Source organism: Amycolatopsis sp. MtRt-6 (assembly GCF_017308975.1).
GTDB lineage: Bacteria > Actinomycetota > Actinomycetes > Mycobacteriales > Pseudonocardiaceae > Amycolatopsis.
Genome location: NZ_JADWPD010000001.1, coordinates 287612 through 311453, shown reverse-complemented (window position 1 = coordinate 311453; position 23842 = coordinate 287612). Strand labels below are relative to the sequence as shown.

At 70.7% G+C, this 23842-nt stretch carries 25 protein-coding genes and 1 tRNA gene; 12 read left to right on the top strand and 14 right to left on the bottom strand.

All coding sequences use genetic code 11. From position 1 onward, the window contains the following. Nucleotides 1–33: 33 nt before the first annotated feature. Complete coding sequence (locus I4Q55_RS01600; RefSeq protein WP_206784190.1) at nt 34–993, top strand: rhomboid family intramembrane serine protease; 960 nt, start codon at nt 34–36, stop codon at nt 991–993. On the opposite strand, the gene I4Q55_RS01595 is transcribed toward I4Q55_RS01600, so the two are convergent. Together I4Q55_RS01595 and crgA are read right to left on the bottom strand one after the other, a co-directional pair. Continuing rightward, nucleotides 990–1403: a PH domain-containing protein gene (locus tag I4Q55_RS01595; protein ID WP_374194434.1), complete on the bottom strand. Its 414-nt coding sequence runs from the start codon at nt 1401–1403 to the stop codon at nt 990–992. The two genes, I4Q55_RS01600 and I4Q55_RS01595, sit on opposite strands and share 4 nt — an antisense overlap. Nucleotides 1404–1473: 70 nt before the next feature. Continuing rightward, a complete protein-coding gene (gene crgA, locus I4Q55_RS01590; RefSeq protein WP_043787021.1) occupies nt 1474–1740 on the bottom strand; it encodes a cell division protein CrgA in 267 nt (88 codons plus the stop codon). 243 nt (nt 1741–1983) lie between these two features. Here crgA and I4Q55_RS01585 point away from each other — a divergent pair, with 243 nt between their 5' ends. The 4 genes from I4Q55_RS01585 (at nt 1984) to I4Q55_RS01570 (ending at nt 4677) form a co-directional block, all read left to right on the top strand. Further along, nucleotides 1984–3036, top strand: coding sequence for a class E sortase (locus tag I4Q55_RS01585; protein WP_206784531.1), 1053 nt, complete (start codon nt 1984–1986; stop codon nt 3034–3036). Beyond that, nucleotides 3036–3191 carry a hypothetical protein gene (locus I4Q55_RS01580; RefSeq protein ID WP_091305087.1) on the top strand — a complete coding sequence of 52 codons (156 nt, stop codon included), beginning with the start codon at nt 3036–3038 and terminating at the stop codon, nt 3189–3191. Before I4Q55_RS01585 ends, I4Q55_RS01580 begins: the two co-directional genes overlap by 1 nt. A 71-nt stretch (nt 3192–3262) precedes the next feature. Next, entirely contained in the window at nt 3263–3691 is a 429-nt protein-coding gene (locus tag I4Q55_RS01575) for a protein phosphatase (protein WP_242545104.1), read from the top strand. Next, nucleotides 3688–4677 (top strand): LLM class flavin-dependent oxidoreductase, encoded by a 990-nt coding sequence (locus tag I4Q55_RS01570; RefSeq protein WP_206784189.1) that lies wholly within the window; start codon nt 3688–3690, stop codon nt 4675–4677. Before I4Q55_RS01575 ends, I4Q55_RS01570 begins: the two co-directional genes overlap by 4 nt. Here the strand turns inward: I4Q55_RS01570 and I4Q55_RS01565 are convergent. The 3 genes from I4Q55_RS01565 to I4Q55_RS01555 form a co-directional block, all read right to left on the bottom strand. Further along, nucleotides 4646–5038 (bottom strand): SCO5389 family protein, encoded by a 393-nt coding sequence (locus I4Q55_RS01565; RefSeq protein ID WP_206784188.1) that lies wholly within the window; start codon nt 5036–5038, stop codon nt 4646–4648. The genes I4Q55_RS01570 and I4Q55_RS01565 overlap by 32 nt on opposite strands. A gap of 100 nt (nt 5039–5138) precedes the next feature. Continuing rightward, nucleotides 5139–5873 carry an ABC transporter permease gene (locus I4Q55_RS01560; protein ID WP_206784187.1) on the bottom strand — a complete coding sequence of 245 codons (735 nt, stop codon included), beginning with the start codon at nt 5871–5873 and terminating at the stop codon, nt 5139–5141. Further along, complete coding sequence (locus tag I4Q55_RS01555; protein WP_206784186.1) at nt 5870–6583, bottom strand: ABC transporter ATP-binding protein; 714 nt, start codon at nt 6581–6583, stop codon at nt 5870–5872. The genes I4Q55_RS01560 and I4Q55_RS01555 overlap by 4 nt, the downstream gene beginning before the upstream one ends. Nucleotides 6584–6753: 170 nt before the next feature. Between I4Q55_RS01555 and I4Q55_RS01550 the strand changes: the two genes are divergently transcribed. Then, nucleotides 6754–8634, top strand: a complete 1881-nt coding sequence (locus I4Q55_RS01550) for a sensor histidine kinase (protein WP_206784185.1) — start codon at nt 6754–6756, stop codon at nt 8632–8634. Further along, a complete protein-coding gene (locus I4Q55_RS01545) occupies nt 8631–9233 on the top strand; it encodes a response regulator transcription factor (RefSeq protein WP_206784529.1) in 603 nt (200 codons plus the stop codon). Before I4Q55_RS01550 ends, I4Q55_RS01545 begins: the two co-directional genes overlap by 4 nt. Here I4Q55_RS01545 and I4Q55_RS01540 read toward each other — a convergent pair. Further along, nucleotides 9230–10576 carry an FAD-dependent oxidoreductase gene (locus I4Q55_RS01540; RefSeq protein ID WP_307793091.1) on the bottom strand — a complete coding sequence of 449 codons (1347 nt, stop codon included), beginning with the start codon at nt 10574–10576 and terminating at the stop codon, nt 9230–9232. The genes I4Q55_RS01545 and I4Q55_RS01540 overlap by 4 nt on opposite strands. A gap of 85 nt (nt 10577–10661) precedes the next feature. On the opposite strand from I4Q55_RS01540, the gene I4Q55_RS01535 reads away from it, so the two are divergent. The 4 genes from I4Q55_RS01535 (at nt 10662) to I4Q55_RS01520 (ending at nt 13141) form a co-directional block, all read left to right on the top strand. Continuing rightward, the gene (locus I4Q55_RS01535; protein WP_206784184.1) at nt 10662–11306 is read left to right on the top strand and encodes an aminodeoxychorismate/anthranilate synthase component II; all 645 of its coding nucleotides are present in this window, start codon (nt 10662–10664) and stop codon (nt 11304–11306) included. Further along, a complete protein-coding gene (locus I4Q55_RS01530; protein ID WP_206784183.1) occupies nt 11303–12094 on the top strand; it encodes an ABC transporter ATP-binding protein in 792 nt (263 codons plus the stop codon). Before I4Q55_RS01535 ends, I4Q55_RS01530 begins: the two co-directional genes overlap by 4 nt. Next, a complete protein-coding gene (locus I4Q55_RS01525; protein ID WP_206784182.1) occupies nt 12082–12723 on the top strand; it encodes a hypothetical protein in 642 nt (213 codons plus the stop codon). The genes I4Q55_RS01530 and I4Q55_RS01525 overlap by 13 nt, the downstream gene beginning before the upstream one ends. Before the next feature lie 100 nt (nt 12724–12823). Then, a complete protein-coding gene (locus I4Q55_RS01520; protein ID WP_206784181.1) occupies nt 12824–13141 on the top strand; it encodes a hypothetical protein in 318 nt (105 codons plus the stop codon). A 48-nt stretch (nt 13142–13189) separates the two neighbouring features. Here I4Q55_RS01520 and pknB read toward each other — a convergent pair whose 3' ends face one another. From pknB to I4Q55_RS01485, 7 genes are all read right to left on the bottom strand, one after another. Continuing rightward, nucleotides 13190–15160 (bottom strand): Stk1 family PASTA domain-containing Ser/Thr kinase, encoded by a 1971-nt coding sequence (pknB, locus tag I4Q55_RS01515; RefSeq protein WP_206784180.1) that lies wholly within the window; start codon nt 15158–15160, stop codon nt 13190–13192. After that, a complete protein-coding gene (locus I4Q55_RS01510) occupies nt 15157–16509 on the bottom strand; it encodes a serine/threonine-protein kinase (protein WP_206784179.1) in 1353 nt (450 codons plus the stop codon). The genes pknB and I4Q55_RS01510 overlap by 4 nt, the downstream gene beginning before the upstream one ends. A gap of 3 nt (nt 16510–16512) precedes the next feature. Continuing rightward, nucleotides 16513–17982: a penicillin-binding protein 2 gene (locus I4Q55_RS01505; protein WP_206784178.1), complete on the bottom strand. Its 1470-nt coding sequence runs from the start codon at nt 17980–17982 to the stop codon at nt 16513–16515. Then, on the bottom strand, nt 17979–19466 hold the full coding sequence (locus I4Q55_RS01500) for an FtsW/RodA/SpoVE family cell cycle protein (RefSeq protein WP_206784177.1): 1488 nt from the start codon (nt 19464–19466) through the stop codon (nt 17979–17981). The genes I4Q55_RS01505 and I4Q55_RS01500 overlap by 4 nt, the downstream gene beginning before the upstream one ends. After that, on the bottom strand, nt 19466–20863 hold the full coding sequence (locus tag I4Q55_RS01495) for a PP2C family serine/threonine-protein phosphatase (protein ID WP_206784176.1): 1398 nt from the start codon (nt 20861–20863) through the stop codon (nt 19466–19468). The genes I4Q55_RS01500 and I4Q55_RS01495 overlap by 1 nt, the downstream gene beginning before the upstream one ends. Continuing rightward, the gene (locus I4Q55_RS01490) at nt 20860–21321 is read right to left on the bottom strand and encodes an FHA domain-containing protein (RefSeq protein ID WP_091305105.1); all 462 of its coding nucleotides are present in this window, start codon (nt 21319–21321) and stop codon (nt 20860–20862) included. Before I4Q55_RS01490 ends, I4Q55_RS01495 begins: the two co-directional genes overlap by 4 nt. Nucleotides 21322–21421: 100 nt before the next feature. Beyond that, nucleotides 21422–22651, bottom strand: a complete 1230-nt coding sequence (locus tag I4Q55_RS01485) for a DUF3662 and FHA domain-containing protein (RefSeq protein ID WP_206784175.1) — start codon at nt 22649–22651, stop codon at nt 21422–21424. A 130-nt stretch (nt 22652–22781) separates the two neighbouring features. On the opposite strand from I4Q55_RS01485, the gene I4Q55_RS01480 reads away from it, so the two are divergent. Then, nucleotides 22782–22864: transfer RNA gene (locus tag I4Q55_RS01480), tRNA-Leu, on the top strand. Between the two features lie 95 nt (nt 22865–22959). On the opposite strand, the gene I4Q55_RS01475 is transcribed toward I4Q55_RS01480, so the two are convergent. Beyond that, the gene (locus tag I4Q55_RS01475) at nt 22960–23691 is read right to left on the bottom strand and encodes a trypsin-like serine protease (protein WP_206784174.1); all 732 of its coding nucleotides are present in this window, start codon (nt 23689–23691) and stop codon (nt 22960–22962) included. Nucleotides 23692–23842 lie beyond the last annotated feature (151 nt).

Here is a 23842-nt window from a genome sequence, read left to right as displayed (position 1 = left end):
GACTCGCGGGAGTTTCGGTAGGTTGGTGCCATCGTGAACCAACCGCCGAACCCCGCCGCCGAACAAGCCGCGCTCCCCGGGTGCTGGTGGCACCCGAACCGCCCGACCGGACTGAGCTGTTCCCGGTGCGGGCGTCCGGCGTGCCCGGACTGCCTCCGCGAAGCCCCCGTCGGCTTCCAGTGCACCGACTGCGTGCACGCCGGCAGCCAAGAGCAGCGCCGTCAGCACCGCGGGTACCAGGAAGCCGGCTTCGGCCAGCGCACCGTCTTCGGCGCGCGCTTCTCGCAGTCGGTGCTCGTCACCCAGGTCATCCTCGCGGTCAACGTCCTGGTCTACCTCCTCACGGCGTTCCAGGCGCAGAGCATCAGCGACAACGACCTGTCGTCGCTCTTCCAGTACGGCTCCCTCTACGGCGACGCGACCATGGGCCACGGCGAGTGGTGGCGGGTCGTGACCAACGGCTTCCTGCACTACGGGCCGATCCACATCGCGGTCAACATGTTCTCGCTGTGGATGATGGGCCGGTCGCTCGAGCAGGTCTGCGGCCGGGGCCGCTACCTGGCCCTCTACTTCGTCTCCATGCTCGGCGCGTCCGCCGCGGTCCTGCTGTTCGCCGACCCCCACGGCATCCCCGGCACGGCCGGCGCGTCCGGGGCACTGTTCGGCCTGATGGGCGCCTACGCGGTCACCGTGCTGAAGCTGCGGCTGAACCCGACCGGCCTGATCATCACGCTCGCGCTGAACGCGTTCATCACCTTCGGCATCCCGGGCATCTCGATCTTCGGGCACATCGGCGGGCTGGTGACCGGCGCGCTGGTCACCGTCGCGCTGCTCTACGCCCCGCAGGCGAACCAGGCGCGGTGGCAGGCGATCGGCATCGCGATCATCACCCTCGCGATCGTCGGCCTGATGGCCTACCGGGGAGCGCAGGCCACGCCCGAGACGTGCGAGTTCGTCCAGTACCGCCAGGGCCTGTACTACACCTGCGGCTAGCTGCGCAGCGTGCTGAGGACGTCCAGGACGTCCCGCGGGTCCTCACCGAGGTCGAGCCACCCGAAGACGTACAGCTGCTCGTCGTGCTCGATTTCGAGCGTGACGCCGTCGCGGCCGAATCGCCGGGTGGTGCGCAGGCGGGTGCGCGTCCGCGCCCACGGCAGCCGGTGCGTGCCGCCCAGCGTCCTGGCCACCAGGCCCTCGGCGTCGGCGGCCAGCCGCGGCCGGACGACGGTGGCGTGGACGGCGAACGCGCCGACGGCGACGGCCGCCAGCGCGAACAGCACCAGTCCGCCGCGGTCGCCGGTCAGCGCGTCGGCCGTCACGCCGATCAGCAGCAACGCGGTGACCGCCCAGGCCGATACCACAACGGCCGGGCGGGGCGCCCAGGAGGTGGGGTAGTTATCCACAGGGGTTATCCACACTGGGGATGAGTCACACCGCTGTAATTCGACGTCAAGCCGCCGAATGGAGTAATAATCAGCGCCAGCGCATGGTCATGAGCAGGCCCGCGATCATCAGCGCGAACCCGCCGGCGAAGTTCCAGTTCCCCAGGTCGGCCATCCAGGAGATCTTGTCCCCGGCGATGTAGTTGACCAGCAGCCAGACCAGGCCCAGGAGCATCAGCCCGAACATCGGGATCTTCCAGGCGAGGCCGGTCGGGCCTGCGGCCCGCACCTTCACCGGCGTGCGCCGGTCGGCAGGCGGGGTGTATGCGGTCTTCTTGCGGACCTTGGACTTGGGCATCGTGTGTTCCTCGCGGTGCTCTTCGGGCTCGTCTGGTGGCGATGTCCCGCTGAGGGTGCGCAACCGGCGCCACGTGCACACGTTAACGTAAACGACCGCAGGAAAGCAGCGGCCAGGAGTGGTCGGATTTCCCGGACCGTGACAACGGGGTCACCCAGGGTTCGACGCGGCTTGAGAGGAGCTTGCGTGGCTACGCGCGAAGGACCGGACGACGACCGGCGCAGATACGCCGGTCAGCCGCCGATGCCCCCACGACGGCCCGCCACGCCCCCGCGCGGCCAGGTGCCGCCCCGCCAGCCCCAGCAGCCCCACCAGCAGCACCGCCAGCCTCAGCGCGGCCCTCAGGGCCAGCCGCCGCGACGTCCGCAGGGCCCGCCGCCCCGCCGCTACACCAGCCCGCCCCCGCCGCCCGGCGCGAGCGAGGAGACCGTCGTCTTCGCCCCGGTCGGGAAGGGTGGCGCGGCAACCAAGGAGAAGCCCGCCCCCGCGCCGCTCGGCAAGGGGGGCGTCGCGATCCGGACCGCCGGCGAGCTCCTCATCACGCTGGGCCTGGTCGTGCTGCTGTTCATGGTCTACGAGCTCTACGTGACCGACCTGTTCTCGGCGGGCAAGCAGTCCGAGGCGAGCGACCAGCTCGACGGCGAGTGGGCGCACGACCGCACGCTGCACCCCGAGCTGATCGACGGCAAGGCGTTCGCCCGCATCCACATCCCGACCTTCGGCGTCGACTACAACTTCACCATCCAGGAGGGCACCGACGACGCCGCCCTCGAAGTCGGCCCCGGCCACTACAAGGGCACGGCGCTGCCCGGTGAGCCCGGCAACTTCGCCGTCGCCGGCCACCGCGTCGGCAAGGGTGCCCCGTTCAACGACCTGGACAACCTCTCTTCTTGTGACCAGATCGTGATCGAGACCTCGACGGACTTCTACATCTACAAGGTCCTGCCCTACGACGACGAGGTGAAGGACTGGGCGACGGGCAAGGGCGCCGACCCGAAGTGCAAGGGCGTCTCGACCCTGCGGGACACCAACGCCGAGGACGGCGGTGCCTACAGCGAGACCTTCGGCCGCAAGGTCGTGCTGCCCAGCCAGGGCACCGCGGTGAACCCGGTCCCGTACAAGGACGCCGACGTGCTGCCGAAGGCCCAGCAGGCCGCGCTGCTCACGCTCACCACCTGCCACCCCCAGTTCTCCGCCCGGGAGCGGCTCATCATCACGTCGGTGCTGACCCAGCAGGTGCCGAAGAACCAGGTCAAGGACTACGGCGACCTGCTGCAGAAGATCGGGGAGGCCTGATGTACGCCTGGCTCTGGCGGAAGTTCCCCGGCCCGTTCGCGGTGAAGCTGACGATCGCGGTCGTGCTGGTGCTCGGCGTGATCGCGCTGCTGATGTTCGTGGTGTTCCCCTGGCTCGAGCCGCGGCTGTGGTTCAACGAGGTGGCGGTCAACTGAAGACTCGGCAGAAGGACCGCGACAACCCGCCACCGGCGGACCCGTGGAACGAGATCCGCCCGGGCCTGTGGATGGGCGGGCACATCCGGGTGGGCGCCGACGGCGAGGAGCCGGTCGTCGTCCGGCGCGAGTTCGATCTCGTGCTCAGCCTGTACCAGCGCGAGGGCCACGGGCCGGCGCCCGGCGTCGAGCACCACTTCGCCGAGATGCCGGACGGGCCGCTGACCGAGGCGCAGCTCGGCGAGGTCGAACGCTTCACCGGGCTCGCTGTCGCGGCGGTCCGCGCGGGCCGGACCACCCTCGTCCGCTGCCACGCCGGGCAGAACCGGTCCGGCCTGGTCGTCGCGCAGGCGCTGGTCGAACTCGGGATGGACCTCCCGGCGGCGATCGCCGTGATCCGGCAGCGCCGCTCGCCGGGCGCCCTGAGCAACCCGCTCTTCGTGCAGTACCTCGAGAGCGGCCTGCCGACCGCGCGGCTGCTGACGGGCCTCGGTTCGTGAGGTTCGGCGTCTTCCTGGTCAGCGGCCGCTTCCCCGGTCAGGCGGACGCCGACGTCCTCCGCCGTTCCGTCCGGGCCGCCGAGCTGGCCGAAGAAGCCGGCTTCGACGACGTCTGGTTCGCCGAACACCACTTCATGCCCTACGGCGTGTGCCCCTCCGCGATCACGCTCGCCGCGCACGTGCTCGGGCGGACGTCGCGGATCGGGGTCGGCACGGCCGTCAGCGTCCTGTCGACCACGCACCCCGTCGCCCTGGCCGAGCAGTGGGCGATGCTCGACGCCGTCTCCGGGGGACGGCTGCGGCTCGGGGTCGGCCGGGGCGGGCCGTGGCAGGACCTCGAGGTGTTCGGGACCGGGCTCGACCGGTTCGAGACCGGCTTCGAGGAGACCCTCGACGTCTTCCTGCGTGCCACCACCGGCCGCGTCGAAGCACAAGGGCGGCACTTCGCCTTCCGCGACGTGCCCGTCGTGCCCACCCCGGAACGACGGCCGGACGTCGTCGTCGCGTGCGGGGGACCGAAGTCGGATGCCGTCCGGCAGGCCGCCGAGCGGAACCTTCCCCTGCTGCTCGGCCTGCACGCCGATGACGAGGAAAAAGCCGGCACCATCGCCGCCTACGGGAAGCCCGCGGACCACGTCTCGACCGTGCTCTGCCAGGTGGGCGACGCCGACGTGGTGCGGAAAGCCCTGCCGGGCTGGCTGAAGGACGGGCTCGGCGCCCACGTCACGGTCGACGGGAGGCCCGGACCGCACCGGGACCCGGGGGAGTACACCGAACGGCTCTGCGCCATCCACCCGGTCGGCGACGCGGCCCACTGCGTCCGGACGCTGGAAACGAGCCTCCGGCGCACCGGCGTCTCCCACGTGCTGATGCTCGTGGAAGCGTCGGGTACGCCGGAGGGCACGTTCGAGAACATCGCGCGGATCGGCACCGAGGTGCTGCCCGTGCTGCGGGCTAGCAGTCCCGCAGCTCTGGGCTCTGGTTGAGCAGCTGGCCGCGCGGCGAGACGAACGCGCGGTAGCGGTCACCGTCCACTTCGGACTGCTTGAACACGGCGACCCGGTGGCAGTTCTGGAATGCCAGCTTGACGCCGAAGTGGCGCTCGAGGCCGCCGCGGATGGCGTCGGAGGCCAGTGCCCGCAGCAGCTGCCCGCGGGCGGCCTCGCTCGGCGGCGGGGTCTCGTTGTCGGCGAAGCCGTCCGCCGCGCCCTCGGCGTCGGCGATGACGCCGGTGATGACCTCCCAGGCGTACGGCAGTGATTCCTTGACGCAGGTGACGAACTCGGCGTCGGTGACCTCCCCGCGCTCGGCCTTCTCCAGCAACGCGGGTGACACGTCCAGGGACATCGAACCTCCAGTTTGAGCAGGGCCACCCTCTTGGCTACCTGCCGGGTGGCCCGGCCACAAGAGAAAACGATGATCATCACCACTTTGGCGGAAGGCCCGGTCACTCCCAGCGAAAGAGCTTCGCCGCCAGAACCGTTCCGAACACCGCAAACGCGGCGAGCGCGGCCAGCTGCAGCGGCTGCACGCCGGTGCCGACCCAGGCGTCCTGCAGTGCCTGCGAACCCGGGGGCACGTAGTCGCCGATCCGGCGGAGGACCTCCGGCAGGAACGGCCGCGGCAGGTAGACGCCGCCGAAGAACATGATCGGGAGGAAGGCGACCATCGCGACACCGGTGGCGGCCTTCGACGTGCGGGCGACCGCGGCCGCGATCAGGCCGAGCGCGAACGTCGCGACGACCCCGAGCACCAGCGTCAGCGCGAACGACAGCGGGTGCTTCGGCAGCGGGACGTCGTGGACGGCCTTGCCGAGACCCAGCACGAGCGCGATGCCCGCCAGCGAGACCACGACGTGGATGAGCAGCTGCGCGCCCAGCAGGTTCGCCGGGTGTACCGGGGTCGTGGCCAGCCGGCGCAACACGCCCTGCTCGCGGTAGGTGGCGACGGCGGCCGGGATCGACTGCAGCGCGAGCATCGCCAGGCTGATGACGATCAGCGACGGCACCCAGGCGTCGATGAGCCGGTACCCGCCCGCCGCCTCGTGGGGTTCGCTCATGCCCGGGATGGCGCCGATGGCGAGCAACAGGATCGACGGCAGCAGCAGGCCGCCGAGCGCCATGAACGGGGCGCGGAGGAAGAGTTTCGTTTCGGTGGCGGTGATCTTGGCGAAGGTGTTCACCGGGCGCTCCTGGTCAGCGTGACGAATGCATCGTCCAAAGTGGATTCTCCGGCCGCGGCGCGGAGCTCGGTCGGGGTGCCGGTGGCGATCACGCGCCCGGCGTCGAAGATCGCGACCCGGTCGCAGAGCCGCTCGGCTTCGTCCATGAAGTGGGTGACGAGCAGGACCGTGACGCCGGTGGCGCGGACGCCTTCGACGAGCCGCCACGTTTCGCGGCGGGCGTGCGGGTCGAGGCCGGTGGTCAGCTCGTCGAGGACGGCCAGCTCGGGCCGGCCCACCAGCGCCAGCGCGATCGAGACGCGCTGCTTCTGGCCTCCGGACAGCTTCCCGAAGAAGCTGCGAGCGTGCTCGCGCAGGTCGAGCTGGTCGAGCAGGACGTCGATGTCGGCCGGCTCGGCGTAGAAGGAGGCGAACAGCTCCAGTGCTTCGCGCACCCGCAGCTTCGCGGGCAGCTGGCTCTCCTGCAGCTGGACGCCGACGCGGCGGGTCAGCGCCGCGCGGTCGGTCGCCGGGTCGAGGCCGAGCACGGAGATCGTGCCGCTGTCGGCCTGGCGGAGTCCTTGGAGGCATTCGACGGTGGTGGTCTTCCCGGCGCCGTTCGTGCCGAGGATGCCGAAGATTTCGCCGCGCTCGACGGTGAAGGAAACGCCGTCGACCGCGACCCTGGTGCCGTAGCGCTTGCGGAGGTCGGTGACTTCGATGAGTGGCATGGCTACGAAGCTACGAACCGGCGGCCGCTGCCGTAATGACGCTGAAACCCCAGCTCAGGTAGCGTTTTGCTGAACCGGGGGTGGGGCTGGGCCCACCCCTTTCGTGGGGCTTCGGGCAGTGCGGCGGGCGGGTGCGTCCGGCGAGGATTGCGGGGGAAGGGAGGTGCCGGATGACGTACCTGCGTGCGGTCGGCCGGGCGTTCGCGCTGGCCGCGATCTCGTTGCTCAGCTGGGTCGACGTGCTGGTCGAGCTGATCGCGTTCGCGTTGCTCTGCGGTGGGCTGGTCTTCTTCCTCGGCCCCGCGGTCGAATGGGCCCGCGGCCGGTCGGCGGTGGCGCGGACGCTGGCCGCGCGCTGGTGCGGCGTCGAGGTCGGCTCGCCGTACCGGCCCGAGCCGCCCGAGCCGGTGCGCGAGCGTGACGGCTGGTACCGCGACGGCAACCAGCTCTACAAGCGGGCGTTCTGGATCCGCTGGCAGCGCCGCCTCACCTGGGCGCTGGAAGACCCGGCGGCGAGCCGCGAATTCAGCTGGCAGCTGGTGAACCCGCTGGTCACGCTGCTGCTGCCGGTGGCCGTCCTGCTCGGCGGCCCGCGGGTGCTGCACGGCTACGGCCGGTGGACGCGCTGGTGGCTCGGCCCGCGCCCGCCGGTCGAGCCGCGCAAGAGCCGGCCGCACCGGCACCTCGAAGCGCTGGGCCACCAGTTCGGCATCCTCGCGCTTTCCCTGGTGCAGCTGATCTTCTCGGCGTTCCAGCTGGTCGTCTTCGTCGGCGCCATGCCACTGGCGGCGCCGGTGGTGCTGCGGGGCCGCAGTTCGATCACCGACACGCTGCGCCGCGAAACCGAGAAGTGGACGGGCGTGCGGATCCCGCGGCCGTACCTGCCGCCGCCCGCCCTGCCGGTGCCCCGCGCCGACGGCCTCTACCAGGTCGGCAGGCAGCTGTACGAGGAGCCGTTCTGGCCGGTCCAGCACGCCCGCACGCGGTGGATCCTGCGCGACCGGGCCACCTGGCGGGACATCGCGGGCGGCGGGCTGAGCTTCCTCGTGTCGCTCGTGTGCTCGCTGCCGGCGCTCGTGTTGTTCTCCTGGGGCATGACCGGCCTCTGGCTGCTCTGGGTGTGGCGGCCGTTCGTGTCGTCGAGTGTCCGGTGGTCCCCGCTGCCCGAAGTATCGACGCACCTCGGTGCGCTCGCGCAGACGCCGTTGGTCCTGCTGGCGTTGGCGGCGGCCCTGGCGCCGGCACCGTGGCTCGCCCGGCAGCAAGCCCGCGTCGCGCGGGCGTGGCTGGGGCCGACCGAGTCGTCCCTGCTGGCCCAGCGCGTCGAACGGCTCAAGCAGACGCGGTCCGACGTCACGGTCACGCAAGCGGCCGAGCTGCGCCGGATCGAGCGCGACCTGCACGACGGCGTCCAGTCGCGGCTGGTCGCCATGGGCATGAAGCTGGGCGCGGTCGAGGCACTGGTGGACACCGACCCGGAGGCGGCGAAACGGCTCACGGCGGAGCTGCGCGCGGCGACGTCGGAGGCACTCACCGAGCTGCGGGCGCTGATCCGCGGCATCCACCCGCCGGTGCTGTCCGAACGCGGGCTGCTGGACGCCGTGCGCGCGCTGGCGCTGGACAGCCCGTTGAAGTCACAGGTGACGGGCTCGCTGCCGGGGCGCGTCGAGGAGCCGGTCGAGGCGTGCGCTTACTTCGCGGTGTCCGAACTGCTCGGCAACGCGGCGAAGCACGGCGCGAAACGGGTGTCGATCGAGGTGGCCTTCGCCGACGACCTGCTGACGGTGGCGGTGACCGACGACGGCCCGGGCGGCGCGAACGTGGCCCGCGGCTCGGGACTGCGCGGAATCGAGCGCCGGCTCGGTGGGTTCGACGGTAGGTTGACGCTGACCAGCCCGATCGGCGGCCCGACGAAGGCGACCCTGGAGATCCCGTGTCAGATACATCCGGGGCTCCGCCCCGAGCCGGGGGCTTCGCCACCCGGACCCCCCGAAGTGGTCGACCAAGAACCCTCGTCGCCGAGGACCAGTACCTCCTCCGAGACGGTCTGACACACCTCCTGACCGCGCACGGCTTCGACGTCGTCGCGGCGGTCGCCACCGGCCCGGAACTCGTGGCGGCGTTGCGCGAGGAACGCCCGGACGTGTCCATTGTGGACGTCCGGATGCCGCCGACGAACACCGACGAGGGACTGCAGGCCGCGCTCGCCGCCCGCCGCGAAGTGCCCGGGCTGCCGATCCTGGTGCTGTCCCAGCACGTCGAGCAGCTGTACGCCCGCGAATTGCTGGCCGACGGCACGGGCGCGATCGGCTACCTGCTGAAGGACCGCGTGTTCAACGCGGAGCAGTTCATCGACGCCGTCCGCCGGGTCGCGGCGGGTGGCACCGTGATGGACCCCGAGGTGATCGCGAAGCTGGTGGCGGGCAACGCTTCCGACCCCCTCGCCGCGCTGACCCCGCGCGAGCGCGAGGTCCTGTCGCTGATGGCGGAAGGCTGTTCCAACGCGGCCATCGCCGCCCGGCTGCACTTCAGCGAAGGCGCGGTCGGCAAGCACACGGCGAACATCTTCGCGAAGCTCGACATCTCGGCTTCGGACGACACGAACCGCCGCGTGCTGGCCGTGCTCACCTACCTCGGCGCGGGGAGTTAGCCGCGCGAGATCCGGGTCATCTCCTCGCGCTCGACGACCTTGACCCGCTCGCGGCCCGCCGCCGAGCCCAGCGCCTTCTCGTGCGCGTCGAGCCGGCCCCAGCCGTCCCAGCTCGTGAACGGGATGCCGCGCGTTTCGAGGAAGTCGAGGATCGCGTCGGGCGCCGCGAACTTCGGGGCCTGCAGCGTGTCCGCGTCGGCCAGGAGGCTGGCGATCGTCTCCGCCGCGTCGCCCTTCGTGTGCCCGATCAGGCCCACCGGGCCGCGCTTGATCCAGCCCGTGACGTACACGCCCGGCAGCTGGTTCTCGTCCAGGTCCAGCACGCGGCCGGCCTGGTTCGGGACCACGCCCGCCACGTGGTCGAACGGCAGCTCCGGCAGGTGCGACGACAGGTAGCCGACCGCGCGGTACACCGCCTGGACGTCCCAGTCGTGGAACTCGCCCGTGCCGCGGACGTTCCCGTCGCCGGTCAGCTCGCTGCGCTCGGTGCGCAGGCCGGTCACCTTGCCGTCCTCGCCGAGGACCTCGGCCGGCGAGTGGAAGAAGTGCAGGTGCAGCCGCCGCTGCCGGGTGCCCGGCTCGCGGATGGCCCACTCCTGCAGCGTCTTCACCACCATGTCGATCTGCTTCGACGCCCGCAGCGCCGCGATGCTGCCGTCGTCGAACTCGATGTCCTCCGGGTAGACGATGACCTCGACGTTCGGCGAGTGGTCCAGCTCGCGCAGCTCCAGCGGCGTGAACTTCGCCTGGGCCGGGCCGCGGCGGCCGAACACGTGCACGTCGGTGACCGGGCTGGCCTTGAGCCCCTGGTAGACGTTGTCCGGGATGTCGGTGGTCAGCAGCTCGTCGGCCGTCTTCGCCAGCACCCGCGCCACGTCGAGCGCGACGTTCCCGACGCCGAGCACCGCGACCGAGGACGCGGTCAGCGGCCACGTGCGCGGCACGTCGGGGTGGCCGTCGTACCAGGACACGAAGTCGGCGGCGCCGTAGCTGCCGTCCAGGTCGATGCCCGGGATGTCGAGCGCGCGGTCGGCGGACGCGCCGGTCGAGAAGATCACCGCGTCGTAGAACTCGCGCAGCTCGTCGAGCTTGATGTCGGTGCCGTAGTCGATGTTGCCCAGCAGCCGGATGTTCGGCTTCGAGAGCACCTTCTCCAGCGCTGTCACGATGCCCTTGATGCGGGGGTGGTCGGGCGCGACGCCGTAGCGGATCAACCCGAACGGCGCGGGCATGCGCTCGAACAGGTCGATTCGCACGTCGGCGTCGGACTTGTCCAGGATGTCGGCGGCGTAGATCCCGGCGGGACCGGCACCGACGATGGCTACGCGAAGAGATCGGCTCACCTGCTCCACGGTAAGTTAGGGTCACCTAACCCGAAATGTGATTTGGCGTACGGTCCACGGACTGGGAGCCGGTAAGCTCGGCGCCATGCGCGTTCTCGTCGTCGACAACTACGACAGCTTCGTCTACAACCTGGTCCAGTACCTGGCCCAGCTCGGCGCCGACTGCACGGTCTGGCGCAACGACGTCGTCGACCTCGACCGCGTGCCCGAGTTCGACGCCGTGCTCGTCTCACCCGGCCCCGGCACCCCCGAACGCGCCGGCCAGAGCATGGACGTCATCCGCAAGTGCGCCGAGACGAGCACGCCGATGCTCGGTGTCTGCCTCGGCCACCAGGCGCTGGGCGTCGTCTACGGCGCCACCGTCGACCGCGCGCCCGAGCTGCTCCACGGCAAGACGAGCCAGGTCCGGCACACCGGCGCCGGCATCCTCAGCGACCTGCCGGAGGAGTTCACGGCCACCCGCTACCACTCGCTGACCGTGCTCCCCGAGACCATCTCGGACGCCGTCTTCGAGATCACCGGGCGCACCGAGTCCGGCATCGTGATGGGCATGCGCCACCGCGAGCTGCCGCTGGAAGGCGTCCAGTTCCACCCGGAGTCCGTGCTCACCGAGGGCGGCCACCGGATGCTCGCGAACTGGCTGGCCGCCGCGGGCCACCCCGTCGACCCGGCCCGGGTCGACGAGCTCGAGCGCGCGACCAAGGCGCTCCAGAAGGCCGCTGTTGCGTGATCCGGCTCGAGGGGGTCGGCAAGCGGTACGGGCGCGGTGACTTCGTCCTGCGCGACGTCGACCTGACCGTCGAGCCCGGGCACGTCGTCGGCGTCCTCGGCAGCAACGGCTCCGGGAAGTCGACGCTGCTGCGGATCATGGCCGGCGTCTCGCACGCGACCACCGGTGTGGTGACGGGCACGTCGCGGATCGGCTACCTGCCGGACCGCTTCCCGGCCGGGCAGCGCATGGGCGCGCGGGCCTACCTGCGGCACATGGCCCGCATCCACGGGCTCGCCGACCTGTCGGTGATCGACCCGCTGCTCGAACGGCTCGCCCTCGTCGGCGGCCCGGCGGCGCCGCTGCGCACGCTGTCCAAGGGCAACGCCCAGAAGGTCGGGCTCGCCCAGGCCGTGATGGTCCGGCCCGACCTGCTGATCCTCGACGAGCCGTGGTCCGGCCTCGACGTCGGCACGCACACGATCCTCGGCGAACTCGTCGCCGAGACGCGGGCGCGCGGGGCGAGCGTCGTGTTCACCGACCACCGGCCCCAGGTGGTGCACGACCACGCCGACGTCGTCCACCTCATGAACTCCGGCAGGCTCACGGCGGAAAGCGCGGAGCCGACCACCCGGATCGTGCTGCGCGGCGGCGGCACCGGCTGGGCGGACGAGCCCGGCGTGCGGCACGCCGTCACCGAGGGCCCGCAGGTCGTGCTCACGGTCGAGATCGCCCGCGTCGACGCGGTGCTGAAGCGGGCCCTCGACGACGGCTGGTCGGTCCGGGAGGTGGCGCCGTGCTCGCCCTGACGCGCTACTACCTGGCGCTGCTCGGTCATTCGCAGCGGTACCTGCCGGCGTTGCTGGCCTACCTCGCGCTGTGCGTGATCCTCTACGCCGACCCGCATTCGCCGCCGCTGCCGCTGTTCGGCGTCAGCGCCGGCGGGTTGCTGGTCGTCTCGTGCTGGCTGACGATCGCGCTGCTCGACATCGAAGACCCGGTGCAGCGCCTGGTGACCCTGAGTCACGCGCGGCAGTGGCGGCGGATGATCACCGGCGCGATCCTCACCGTGCTGGCCTGCTCGCTGGTCCTCACCGCGATCACCGAGGTGTGGTCGGCGGTCAAGTCGTTCAAGGTCCAGCCGGCCGCGCTCGGCATCGGGTTGCTCGCGCACCTGGCGTGCGCGCTGCTGGGCATCGCGATCGCGCTGCCGTGCTCGCGGCTACTGGTGCACCGCGTCGGCTGGACCGTGCTCGCGGCGGTGGTCACCCTCGTCGTCGTCCTGCTGGCGAAGATTCCCCTGGTCCACCCCCTGCTGCGCGCCCTGACCGACGAGAAGCCGGTCGGCGGCCCGCTGGTGCTGGCCCTGGTGACGGCGGTGGCGATGCTGGCCGTCAGCTTCTTCACCGTTTCGGCGCTCGTGCACCGCCGCTCCTGACTGCAATTTGCCATCTTCAATTTCCGGCCCGGGCTTCCAGCCCGACCACGGGGACGGCTAAGGTTCGGGGCCTCTCCGGTTCCGGGTGAAGGGAGATCGGGTGACGGCTGGGATCGTCGCGATCACCGTCCCAAACTCCGACGGCGAGCTTCCGGAGCTCGCCGCGTGGCTGCGTGGCGAGGACGAGCTCCGCGGCCGCGTCCAGGTCTTCGACGCCGTCGTGGTCGGCGTGTCGAGCACCTCCGCCGGCGTCTTCTGCCGGTCGCTCTTCGAGTGGCTGACGCGCTGCCGGGAAGCCCGCGTCTCCCTGAAGGTCAAACGCTCGGGCGCCGCCGAAGAACTCGAGCTCGACTTCGGTGCCGCGAGCGACGCTGAGCAGGTTCTCGGTGCCGTGCAAGGGTTTCTGGACAAGTCTTGAGCAACGAAGAAGGCCCGCACGGCGAACCGTGCGGGCCTTCTTCGTACGTCAGTTACGCGTACTCGTCGTCGGCGTTGACGGGAACAAGCTCTCCGCGACGTTGACGGTGACCGCCTGGTCCGCGTCGATCTGGGTGCCCGCCCTGGGGTTCTGACCGGTGATCGTGCCTTCCGGCTGCCCGCTGGTCCGGTCCGCTCGCTGGCTCAGGCTTCCGGTCCAGCCCATGCTCTGCAGCTTCTGCTGCGCCTCGTCGACGGTCATGCCGACCAGGCTCGGCATCTGGATCTTGGTCGGCTGAGTCTGGTCCGGACCGGTCGACACGGTCAGCACGATCTGGCTGCCCACCGCCAGCTGGCCGCCGTTCGGGTTCTGGGTGATGACCGTGTCCTTCGGCACCGTGTCCGAAGCCTGGTCGACCCGCCTCGTCGTGAAGCCCGCGCCTTCCAGCGACGACTTGGCCTGCGAGTACGGCTTGCCGGTGAAGTCGGTGACCGTCTTGAGCTGCTTCGACTTGCCCACCGTGATCCGCACGGTGCTGCCCTGGGGGGCCTCGGAACCGGCGGACGGGGTCTGCTTCTGCACCAGGCCGGCCTGGTTCGGGTCGTCGACCTCGACCTCGTCGACGGTCGGGTCCAGCGCCAGCTTCGCGTCGGTGAGCGCCTGCTGGGCCTGGTCACGTGTCTTGCCCTTGAGGTCCGGCACGCTGGCCTTGCCCGGGGCGACGCCGACGGACAACGTGATCTTCGTGTTGGTCGCGACCGTGATCCCGACCGACGGGTCGATCTTGATGACCTTGTTGATGTCGTCCTGGGTGCACTCCGGGTTGCCGTCGGTCGGCGCCACCCCGCAGGTCACCTGCTTCGTCTCGATCGTGCCGTCGAAACCCTTGCTCTTCAACGTTTCCCGAGCCTGGGGCACCGTCTGGTGCAGCACGTCAGGGATCGCGACCGTGGCGTTGTCGTTGCCCTTGAACGAGCCCGACAGCCACATGATCAGCAGCACCGCGCCCAGCACGAACAACGCGGCGACCGCGGCCAGGATCGTGCGGCGGCGGCGCTTGGCCTTCGGGTCTTCGTCGTCCGGCTCGCTGTACTCGTCGTAGCGCTGCGGCTGCCGCCGGTCGGCGTTCATCACCTGCGTGCGCTCGTCCTCGGACATCACCATCGGCGCCACCGGGCGCTGGCCCGAGAGGGTGCGCACCAGGTCCGAGCGCATCTCCGCCGCCGACTGGTAGCGGTTCGCCGGGCCCTTGGCCAGCGCCTTCAGCACGACCGCGTCGAGCTCCGGTGCCACCGCCGGGTTGACCGACGACGGCGGGTTCGGGTCTTCCCGGACGTGCTGGTAGGCCACCGCGACCGGGGAGTCCCCGGTGAACGGCGGCTCGCCGGTGATCAGCTCGTACAGCACGCAGCCGGCGGCGTAGACGTCCGACCGCGCGTCGACCGACTCGCCGCGGGCCTGCTCCGGCGACAGGTACTGCGCCGTGCCGATCACCGCGGCCGTCTGGGTCATGGCGGACTGGCCGTCGTGCATCGCGCGCGCGATGCCGAAGTCCATCACCTTGACCGCGCCGTTCTTCGTGATCATCACGTTGGCCGGCTTGACGTCGCGGTGCACGATGCCGTGGCGGTGCGAGAAGTCCAGCGCCGCGCAGACGTCGGCCATGACCTCCATCGCCCGCTTCTGCGACATCGGGCCCTCGGTCTTGACGATGTCGCGCAGCGTCCGGCCTTCGACGTACTCCATGACGATGTACGGCAGCGGCCCGAACTCGGTGTTCGCCTCACCGGTGTCGTAGACCGCGACGATCGCCGGGTGGTTCAGCGCGGCGGCGTTCTGCGCTTCCCGGCGGAAGCGCTCCTGGAACTGCGGGTCCCTGGCGAGGTCGGCACGGAGGATCTTGATCGCGACTTCCCGGCCGAGACGCACGTCGTGGCCGTGATGGACCTCGGACATGCCTCCGTAGCCGAGCGTTTCGCCCAGCTCGTACCGGTTGGAGAGCAGTCTGGGTGTGCTCATCTCTGGGTGCCGTTCCATTCCGTCCAAGGTGTGGTCATGATGCCTTGCCGGCCATCGTCGGTCGTGCCGGGAGTGTCCGCCGGGTAGACGCTCGAAGGCTGCTCCGCAGGCACCTGTCTGCCCGGGACCACCTGGCTCTGCGTCTGGCCGTTCTGCGTCGGCGAGCCGGTGCCGCCGCCCAGCATCTTGGCCACCAGCACGATGCCCGCCACCAGGACAACGAGCAGGATCGCCGCGAGAAGCGCCCACCAGCCCCATTGGGTCTTCTTCCGGGCGGCCGGCAGCATCACCTGCCGCGGGGCGGGCCGGGACGGCGGGCCGATGGCGATCATCGGGTTCATCGCGGGGGACGGCGGGCCGCCCGGCATCTGCTGCGGCTGCTGCATCTGCTGCGGGGGGATCGGCACCGGCATCGATGGCGGAGGCTGCTGCATCTGCTGCTGCGGCTGCGGCGGCACCACCGGCTGCTGGCCCGTCGTGTAGGTGGCGTTGACCAGCCCGGACGGCGTCGGCAGCGGCTGCCCGGCGCGGACCGCGGCGACGGCGGACGCGAACTCGCCGCCGTTGTTGTAGCGCTGCCGCGGGTCCTTGACCAGGGTCGCCTCGATCACCGCGCGCGCCGCGGGCGGCACGTCCGGCGGCAGCGGCGGCGGGATGTCGCGGATGTGCATCATCGCGACCGTCACGGCGTTCTCGGACAGGAACGGCCGGTGCCCGGCGAGGCACTCGTAGCCGCACACCGCCAGCGAGTAGACGTCGGACGCCGGCTCGGCCGGTTGCCCGAGCGCCTGCTCCGGAGCGATGTAGTGCGCGGTGCCCATGACCATGCCGGACCGGGTGACCGGGGCCGCGTCGGCCGCCTTCGCGACGCCGAAGTCGGTGATCTTCACCTGCCCGGCCGAGGTCACCAGGATGTTGCCCGGTTTGACGTCGCGGTGGACCAGGCCGTGGGAGTGCGCGGCCTGCAGCGCGTTGCCGGCCTGCTCGAGCATGTCGAGCGTGAACTCCGCCGACAGCCGCCCGTGCTTGGCCAGCAGGCCGGCCAGCGGGTCGCCGTCGACGAGCTCCATCACCAGGTACGCGATCGACAGGTCGCCGTCGAGGATGGTCTCGCCGTAGTCGTGCACCGCGGCGATGCCGGGGTGGTTCAGCGACGCCGTCATCCGCGCTTCGGTGCGGAAGCGGTGGAGGAACTCGGCGTCGCCGGACAGTTCGGTCTTGAGGATCTTGACGGCAACGGTCCGGTCGAGCCGGGTGTCGCTGGCCTGCCAGACCTCGCCCATCCCGCCGACGGCGATCCGGCTCGTCAGCTTGTAGCGGTCGGCCAGCAGCTGACCGGAGGACAGCATGCGCTATCCACCCCCGAGCTTCGCGTTGATGGCCGCGCGGCCGATCTCCGCCGCGACCGTGCCGCCGGTGGCCGCGAGGCCGCGGTTGCCGCCGTCCTCGACGATCACGGCGACCGCGATCTGCGGGTTCTCGGCCGGGGCGAAGGCGGTGTACCAGGCGTGCGGGGCGGTGTTCTTGGAGTCCGTGCCGTGCTCGGCGGTGCCGGTCTTCGAGGCGATCTGGATGTCCGGGCGCTTGCCGCCGCCCTTGGTGAAGCCTTCGGAAGCGATCATCATGTCCTTGAGGATCGCGGCGTTCGACGCCGACAGCGCCGGGGTGCCGGTGAGCTCGGTGGGGCTGTAGTCCTCGATCGTCGAGAGGTCGGGGGCCAGCACCGACTGCACCAGCTGCGGCTTCATCGCCATGCCGCCGTTGGCCACGGTGGCCGCGAGGATGCAGTCCTGCAGCGGGGTCAGCCGGACGTCGCGCTGGCCGATGCCGCTCTGGTAGAGCGCGCCCTGCGAGTCGAGCGGGCCGACGGTCGACGCGGCGACCTTCATCGGCACGGTCAGGTCGGTCTGCCCGATGCCGAAGTTCGCCGCGGTCTTCTTCATCTTGTCCGCGCCCAGCGCGCCGGCGAACTGTGCGAACGGCACGTTGCAGGAGTGCGCGAGGGCGTCCTTGAACGTGGTGCCGGGGCAGCCCTGGCCCGCGTAGTTCTCCAGCGTGACGTTCGTGCCGGGGAGCTTGGTGTTCGGCGCCGGGTCGATCGGGGTGTCCGGGCCCTTGCCGTCTTCGAGCGCGGCCGCCGCGGTGACGAGCTTGAACGTCGAGCCCGGCGGGTAGGTCTCGGAGATCGCCCGGTTCAGCATGGGCTTCTTCGGGTCCTTGATGTTCGCGTTCCAGGCGTCGGTCTGCGCCTTCGACGTGTGCGAAGCCAGCTGGTTCGGGTCGTACGACGGCGTCGAGACCATCGCCAGGATCCGCCCGGTGCTGGGCTCCATCGCGACGACGGCGCCGGTGTAGCCCTTTTGCGTCATCAGGTCGTACGCGGCCTTCTGCACGGCCGGGTCGATGGTCAGCCGGACGTTGCCGCCGCTGGGGTCGCGGCCGGTGACCATGTCCGACAGCCGCCGCACGAACAGCCGCGGGTCGGAGCCGTTGAGGACGTCGTCCTCGGCGCGCTCCAGGCCGCCGGCGCCGTAGTTGATCGAGTAGTAGCCGGTGACCGGCGCGTACATCGGGCCGTCGGCGTAGGTCCGGATGTACTTGTACTTGTCGTTCGACGGGGTGATGCTGGCCAGCACCTCCCCGTTGGCCTGCGACACGATCTTGCCGCGCTGGCGGGCGAACTCGTCGTAGAGCACGCGCGCGTTGCGCGGGTCGGTGCGGTAGTCGTCGGCCTTCACGACCTGGATGTAGGTGGCGTTGGCCAGCAGCAGGACGACCATCACGAGCATCGCCATGCCGACCTTGCGGAGCGGGGTGTTCATGCCTGCGCGCCCCCGTCCGCCGGCGGGCGCTGCACGAGCACGGTGTGCGCTTCCGCGATCGGGGCCTGCGGCTGCTGCTGCGGCTTCGGGCGGGCGGCGGGCCTGCGTGCCGCGTCGGAGATGCGGAGCAGCAGCGCGACCAGGATGTAGTTCGCGAGCAGCGACGAACCACCCTTGGACAGGAACGGGGCGGTGATACCGGTCTCCGGGATGAGTTTCGTGACCCCGCCGACGACGACGAAGATCTGCATGACCATGGTGAACGCGAGCCCGCCGCCCAGCAGCTTGCCGAACGTGTCGCGCACGGCCAGCGCGCTGCGCATGCCGCGCATCGCGACCAGCAGGTACAGCATCAGCACCGCGGCCAGGCCGATGAAGCCGAGCTCCTCGCCGATCGCCGCGGTGATGAAGTCGGTGGCCGCCTCGGGCACCATGTCCGGCCGGCCGGCCCCGAGCCCGGTACCGCCGACGCCGCCGGTGCCGAGCCCGAACAGGCCCTGCGCGAGCTGGTAGCCACCGCCGGCCTCGTCGTAGGTGGCCAGCGGGTCCAGCCAGTTCGCCACGCGCTGCTGGACGTGCGTGAAGAGGTTGTAGGCGATGACGCAGCCGACCGCGAAGAAGCTGAGGCCGAGGACGACCCAGATGATCCGCTCGGTCGCGACGTACAGCATCACGAGAATGACGCTGAAGAACAGCAGCGACGTGCCGAGGTCCTTCTCGAACACCAGGATGCCGATGCAGGCGAACGCGGCGATCAGGATCGGGCCGAGGTCGCGGGCGCGCGGCAGTTCGACGCCGACGAGCTTCTTGCCCGCCACCATGAACAGGTCCCGCTTCGACACCAGGAACGAAGCGAAGAAGATCATCAGCAGGATCTTCGCGAACTCGCCCGGCTGGATCGAGAAGAACGGCAGCTTCAGCCAGACCTTCGCGCCGTTGACCTCGGACAGGCTCGACGGCAGCAGGGCGGGCAGCGCCAGCGCGAAGATCCCGACCAGGCCCGCGGTGTAGCCGTAGCGGGTCAGCGTGCGGTGGTCGTTCACCGCGATCAGCACGGCGACGAAGAACACCAGCGAGATCACCGTGAACAGCACCTGCGAGGTGACGGCCGGTGTGTAGTCCTTGCCGTTCTGCGCGGCCCGTTCGGCCAGTGCCAGGTCGATCCGGTGGATCATCACCAGCCCGATGCCGTTCAGCAGCGCGACGCAGGGCAGCAGGACGGGGTCGGCGTACGGCGCCCACTTGCGGACGGCCAGGTGCGCCGCGGTGAGGATCGCGAGGTAGGCCAGGCCCAGCCAGATGATCGACCAGGTCAGCTCCTGCTCCTGGTTCGCCTCCACCAGCACCAGAGCGATGGTCACGAGGACCGTCGCGAACCCCAGCAGCACCAGCTCGGTGTTGCGGCGGGTCGGGACCTCGCGCGGCGGGTTCGTCTGGAACTGCGCGGCGAGCGGTTCGGCGGCGCGCGCGGCGGGCTGGCTCATCAGTTACCGCCTCCCGTCGTCGGTGCCGTCGAACTCGGCGTCGAGCAGTCCCTCCCCGCTGGCTGGTTCGCCGACGACGGAGCAGTGGAGCCGGCCGGAGCCGACGGAGTCGTCGTCGGCGTGACCGGAGGGGTCGGCGTCGGGGACGGCTGACCGCCCGCCGGCGCGCAGTTGTTCAGGCGCTTGCGCAGCTGCAGGAAGTCGTCGATGTACTTCCTGGCTTCGTCGAGGCTGTCCTTCTTGACGCCGTTCTGCACCGCCAGCCGCGCGTCCTCCTGGAGCTGGGTGACACGGAGCTTGTCCGTGCACACCTGGCTCGGCGGGCAGGACCCTTGCTCGTAGGCGTGCAGGTCGATGCCGAGAATGCTGCCGGGGACGCCGCGGTAGATCACGACCTCCCCGTCCGTTCCCTCGCCGACATAGTACTGACTCAGCACGAAGTAGCGGGTCGCGATGGCGGCCGCGGCCAGCACCACGAGGACCACGAGGGCGCCCGCCAGCCAGCGGAACCGCTTCCGGCGTTTGGCCTTCGGGTCTTCTTGCGGCTGCGGCAGCTCCGGGCGCGGCGGCGGGGGCGGCTGGGTCAGCGCCCTGGCCCGCGCCGCGGGGGAGTCGCCCTGGTGCCGTTCGTCGCTGCCGTCCCCGGCGGCGCCGCCCACGATGGGCGCGTCCTCGCCGAAGTCGACGTCGACGACGTCGGCGATGATCACCGTGACGTTGTCGGTGCCGCCGCCCTTGAGCGCCAGCTCGATCATCCGGTCCGCGCACTGCTGCGGGTCGGGGATCTGCACGGCTTCGGCCAGCGTCTCGTCGCTGACCATGCCGGACAGGCCGTCGGAGCAGATCAGGTACCGGTCGCCGGCGCGGGCTTCGCGCACGGTCAGGCTCGGCTCGACCTCGTGGCCGGTCAGCGCCTTCAGCAGCAGCGACCGCTGCGGGTGCACCGCGGCCTCTTCGGGCGTGATCCGGCCCTGCTCGAGGAGCTCGTTGACGAAGCTGTCGTCGCGGGTGATCTGCGCGAACTGACCACTGCGCAGCAGGTAGGCCCGCGAGTCGCCGACGTGCACCAGCCCCAGCCTGGTGCCGGCGAACAGGACGGCGGTGAGCGTGGTGCCCATGCCGTCCAGGTCCGGGTCCTGCGAGACCAGCTCGGCGATCGCGGCGTTGCCGTTGGCCACCGCCTCGCGCAGCTGGGCGAGCAGGTCGTCGCCCGGCTCGTCGTCGTCGAGCGGGGCGAGCGAGGCGATGACGACCTTGCTGGCGACTTCGCCCGCCGCGTGCCCACCCATGCCGTCGGCGAGCGCGAGCAGGCGAGGGCCGGCGTACACGGAGTCCTGGTTGCTCGAACGCACCAGGCCCCGGTCGCTGCGGGCTGCGTAGCGGAGGACGAGAGTCATGGGCGAAGCTCGATCACCGTCTTGCCGATCCGGATGGGGACTCCGAGCGGGACCCGGAGGGGTGCAGTGACCTTAGCCCGGTCGAGGTAGGTCCCGTTCGTCGAGCCCAGATCTTCCACGTACCAGTCCTCACCGCGCTGCGCGATCCGCGCGTGCCGGGTCGACGCGTAGTCGTCGTCGAGGACCAGTGTGGAGTCGTCGGCCCGGCCGATCAGGATCGGCCGGCCGTCCAGCGCGATGCGCGTCCCGGCGAGCGCGCCGTGGGTCACCAGCAGCTGCTGCGGGGACTTGCTGTTGCGCGGCTTCTTTTCCTTCTTGCGGCCGAAGGACGGCACCTGGACACGCATGCCGGACGCCGCGTAGAGGTCCGAACGGACGACTCTGAGCGCGGCGAACACGAAGAGCCAGAGCAGCACGAGGAAGCCCACCCTGGTGAGTTGTACGACCAGCTCTGGCACTTGGTGTGTCCGCTCCCGACTCTTCCGCGCAGCCGCGACGCGGGTACGCCGCGGTCCCCCCGCACGTCAATTCTGCGGGAACAGTATTCCGGGTCCCGAGTCAGCCCTGTGTACGGAACACGAGGGACGAATGACCCACCCGGATGACGTCGCCGTCGGCGAGCTGCCAGGTCTGGACCGGGGTGCCGTTCACGGTGGTGCCGTTGGTCGAGCCGATGTCCGCGAGCGTCGCGCTCTGGCCGTCCCAGGTGATCTCCAGGTGGCGGCGCGAAACCCCGGTGTCCGGCAGGCGGAAGTCGGCGTCCTGGCCGCGGCCCACGACGTTCCCGCCCTGCTTCAGCGAGTACGTCCGGTTGGAGCCGTCGTCCAGCTGCAGGCTCGCCGCGAGCTGGCGGCCGGCCGCGGGCTGGCCGTAGCCGCCCTGCTGGCCGTACGGGTCGCCGGCCGGCTGGCCGTACGCCTGCTGGCCGTACTGGTCGTAGCCGCCCTGCTGCTGGCCGCCGTACTGGTCGTACCCGCCCTGCTGGTAGCCGCCCTGGTCGTAGCCGCCGCCCTGGGGCTGCGCGTAGCCGCCCTGGTCGTACCCGCCGCCTTGCGGCTGCGCGTAGCCCCCCTGGTCGTACCCGCCGCCCTGGGGCTGGCCGTAGCCTTGGTCGTATCCGGCCTGGGGCTGCTGGCCGTACTGGTCGTAGCCACCACCCTGCTGCGGCTGGCCGTACTGGTCGTAGCCACCGCCTTGCGGCTGCTGGCCGCCGTACTGGTCGTATCCGCCCTGCTGGCCGTAACCCTGGTCGTACCCGGGCTGCTGGCCACCCTGCTGTCCGTAGCCGTACTGGCCCTGCTGGCCGTACGGGTCACCCTGGTCGTATTGGCCGTAGCCGGGGGGCTGGCTCATTGCTGGGTCTCCTGCGTTGCTGGGTCGTGCCGACCGCGGTGTACCGGCGCCTGAGGGGCGGGCGTCGGGATCGACGGACGAACGGGTCTTGAACTGTCCAGTATGCAGCGCCTCGTTGCGCTCGAGTGATACGACGACGTCACCATAGGTGTCCAGGCCCTCGGCGGCGAGGTGTTCGGCCACCGCCTTGGCGAGCACCTGGGTGACGCGTTGCTCGTCGCCGGCCATGCGTTCGTGGTCAGCCGCCCCCAGGGACACGATGTAGTGATTCGGGGCGAGCTGCCGGCCGCCTGCCAGCTCACGAACGTTCTCCTCACTCTCCCGCTCGAGGGCGATCGCCACTTCCTGCGTGACGACGTTGCCACCGAACATGCGCGCGAAAGTGTTCCCCACCAGGTTCTCGAGTCGCCTGTCGAATCTTTCGGCGCGGCCCACCGGGGAAAACCTCCTCACACGTGTGCTTCCGCATCGATCCTATCCGGGTGAGCCAGCCTCTACACGGCCCCCGGTGAAAGCCGTTCAAACCACCTGCTAGTCTTCTCCTCGCTGCTTGAGACAAGCGCTCGGGCGAGTGGCGGAATGGCAGACGCGCACGGTTCAGGTCCGTGTGTCCGAAAGGACGTGAGGGTTCAACTCCCTCCTCGCCCACACCGAAAAGGGCCCCGGCTGGTTGCCGGGGCCCTTTTTCGTGGTTTGGACCAGGCCGTGGGGTATGTCACGAGCGCTGTTCGCCCTGGGCGAAGTTACGCCGTGTGGGTGGCTATCCACTCCGCGATGACGTCCGCCCGGCTCGTCGTCTCGATGCCGGCGTGGGGGCAGCCCGGGCCCGTGGCCTCCAGCGAGACCAGCTGCGTGCCCGAGAAGTACGGCGCTCCCGAGTCGTACGTGCAGGCGCTCGTCGTGATCTCCGGCGCGGCGCCGCGGACGCCCAGCGTGGTCGGGTCGACCTTCGCGACCGCCACCGTGCCCTGCTGGAGGCGCGTGGCCGGCTTGGGGTTCGGGCCCGTCAGGCTGCCCCAGCCCGCCAGCGTCAGCTGCTGCCCCACCTTCGGGGTCGCGCGGCTCACCGACAGGGGCGTCACCGTGGTCACCGGGGAGTCGAGGCGGATCAGGGCGACGTCGTTCTCCTTGGCCTGGCGGACCTCGGTCGCCTTGCGGGCGATGCCCGACTCCGCGGCTTCGTCGGTCAGGCCCAGCGTCACCACCGTCGGGTACGGGATCTTGCCCGAGACCCGTTCGCGGCGGGCGTCGTGGAAGCAGTGACCGGTCGTGATGACCCAGGCGGGCGCGATGAGCGCGCCCGTGCAGTAGCTGCTGTACGTCGAGCCGTCCGGGCGCGGGATCTTCGTCATCGAGAGCTTCGCGACGAACCCGTACTGGCCCGGCGGGACGTCGGAGCCGTGGGCGACGGCCCAGGCGGCGGGAGCGGTGGAGACGGTCAAAACGGCAGCGGCGAGCAGGGCGCGCAGGCGCATTCTTCCCCTTCGTCGAGTCGGTGGTCGACGTTCGACGTTAGGGCCGCTGCCGCGGGCGGGGAATTCCCTGGCCGGGCGTCACCCGGTGGTCCATCGGGTGACGCCCGGCCGCGAAATAAGGTAAAGCCGACCAAGTCGGCCGCGCATATGA

Excerpts from the sequence above, each read along its gene's own strand:
- crgA (WP_043787021.1), bottom strand. The coding sequence starts at position 1,740 with ATGCCCAAGTCCAAGGTCCGCAAGAAGACCGCATACACCCCGCCTGCC.
- I4Q55_RS01585 (WP_206784531.1), top strand. The coding sequence starts at position 1,984 with ATGCCCCCACGACGGCCCGCCACGCCCCCGCGCGGCCAGGTGCCGCCC.
- I4Q55_RS01580 (WP_091305087.1), top strand. The coding sequence starts at position 3,036 with ATGTACGCCTGGCTCTGGCGGAAGTTCCCCGGCCCGTTCGCGGTGAAG.
- I4Q55_RS01575 (WP_242545104.1), top strand. The coding sequence starts at position 3,263 with ATGGGCGGGCACATCCGGGTGGGCGCCGACGGCGAGGAGCCGGTCGTC.
- I4Q55_RS01565 (WP_206784188.1), bottom strand. The coding sequence starts at position 5,038 with ATGTCCCTGGACGTGTCACCCGCGTTGCTGGAGAAGGCCGAGCGCGGG.
- I4Q55_RS01555 (WP_206784186.1), bottom strand. The coding sequence starts at position 6,583 with ATGCCACTCATCGAAGTCACCGACCTCCGCAAGCGCTACGGCACCAGG.
- I4Q55_RS01550 (WP_206784185.1), top strand. The coding sequence starts at position 6,754 with ATGACGTACCTGCGTGCGGTCGGCCGGGCGTTCGCGCTGGCCGCGATC.
- I4Q55_RS01535 (WP_206784184.1), top strand. The coding sequence starts at position 10,662 with ATGCGCGTTCTCGTCGTCGACAACTACGACAGCTTCGTCTACAACCTG.
- pknB (WP_206784180.1), bottom strand. The coding sequence starts at position 15,160 with ATGAGCACACCCAGACTGCTCTCCAACCGGTACGAGCTGGGCGAAACG.
- I4Q55_RS01510 (WP_206784179.1), bottom strand. The coding sequence starts at position 16,509 with ATGCTGTCCTCCGGTCAGCTGCTGGCCGACCGCTACAAGCTGACGAGC.
- I4Q55_RS01505 (WP_206784178.1), bottom strand. The coding sequence starts at position 17,982 with ATGAACACCCCGCTCCGCAAGGTCGGCATGGCGATGCTCGTGATGGTC.
- I4Q55_RS01500 (WP_206784177.1), bottom strand. The coding sequence starts at position 19,466 with ATGAGCCAGCCCGCCGCGCGCGCCGCCGAACCGCTCGCCGCGCAGTTC.
- I4Q55_RS01495 (WP_206784176.1), bottom strand. The coding sequence starts at position 20,863 with ATGACTCTCGTCCTCCGCTACGCAGCCCGCAGCGACCGGGGCCTGGTG.
- I4Q55_RS01475 (WP_206784174.1), bottom strand. The coding sequence starts at position 23,691 with ATGCGCCTGCGCGCCCTGCTCGCCGCTGCCGTTTTGACCGTCTCCACC.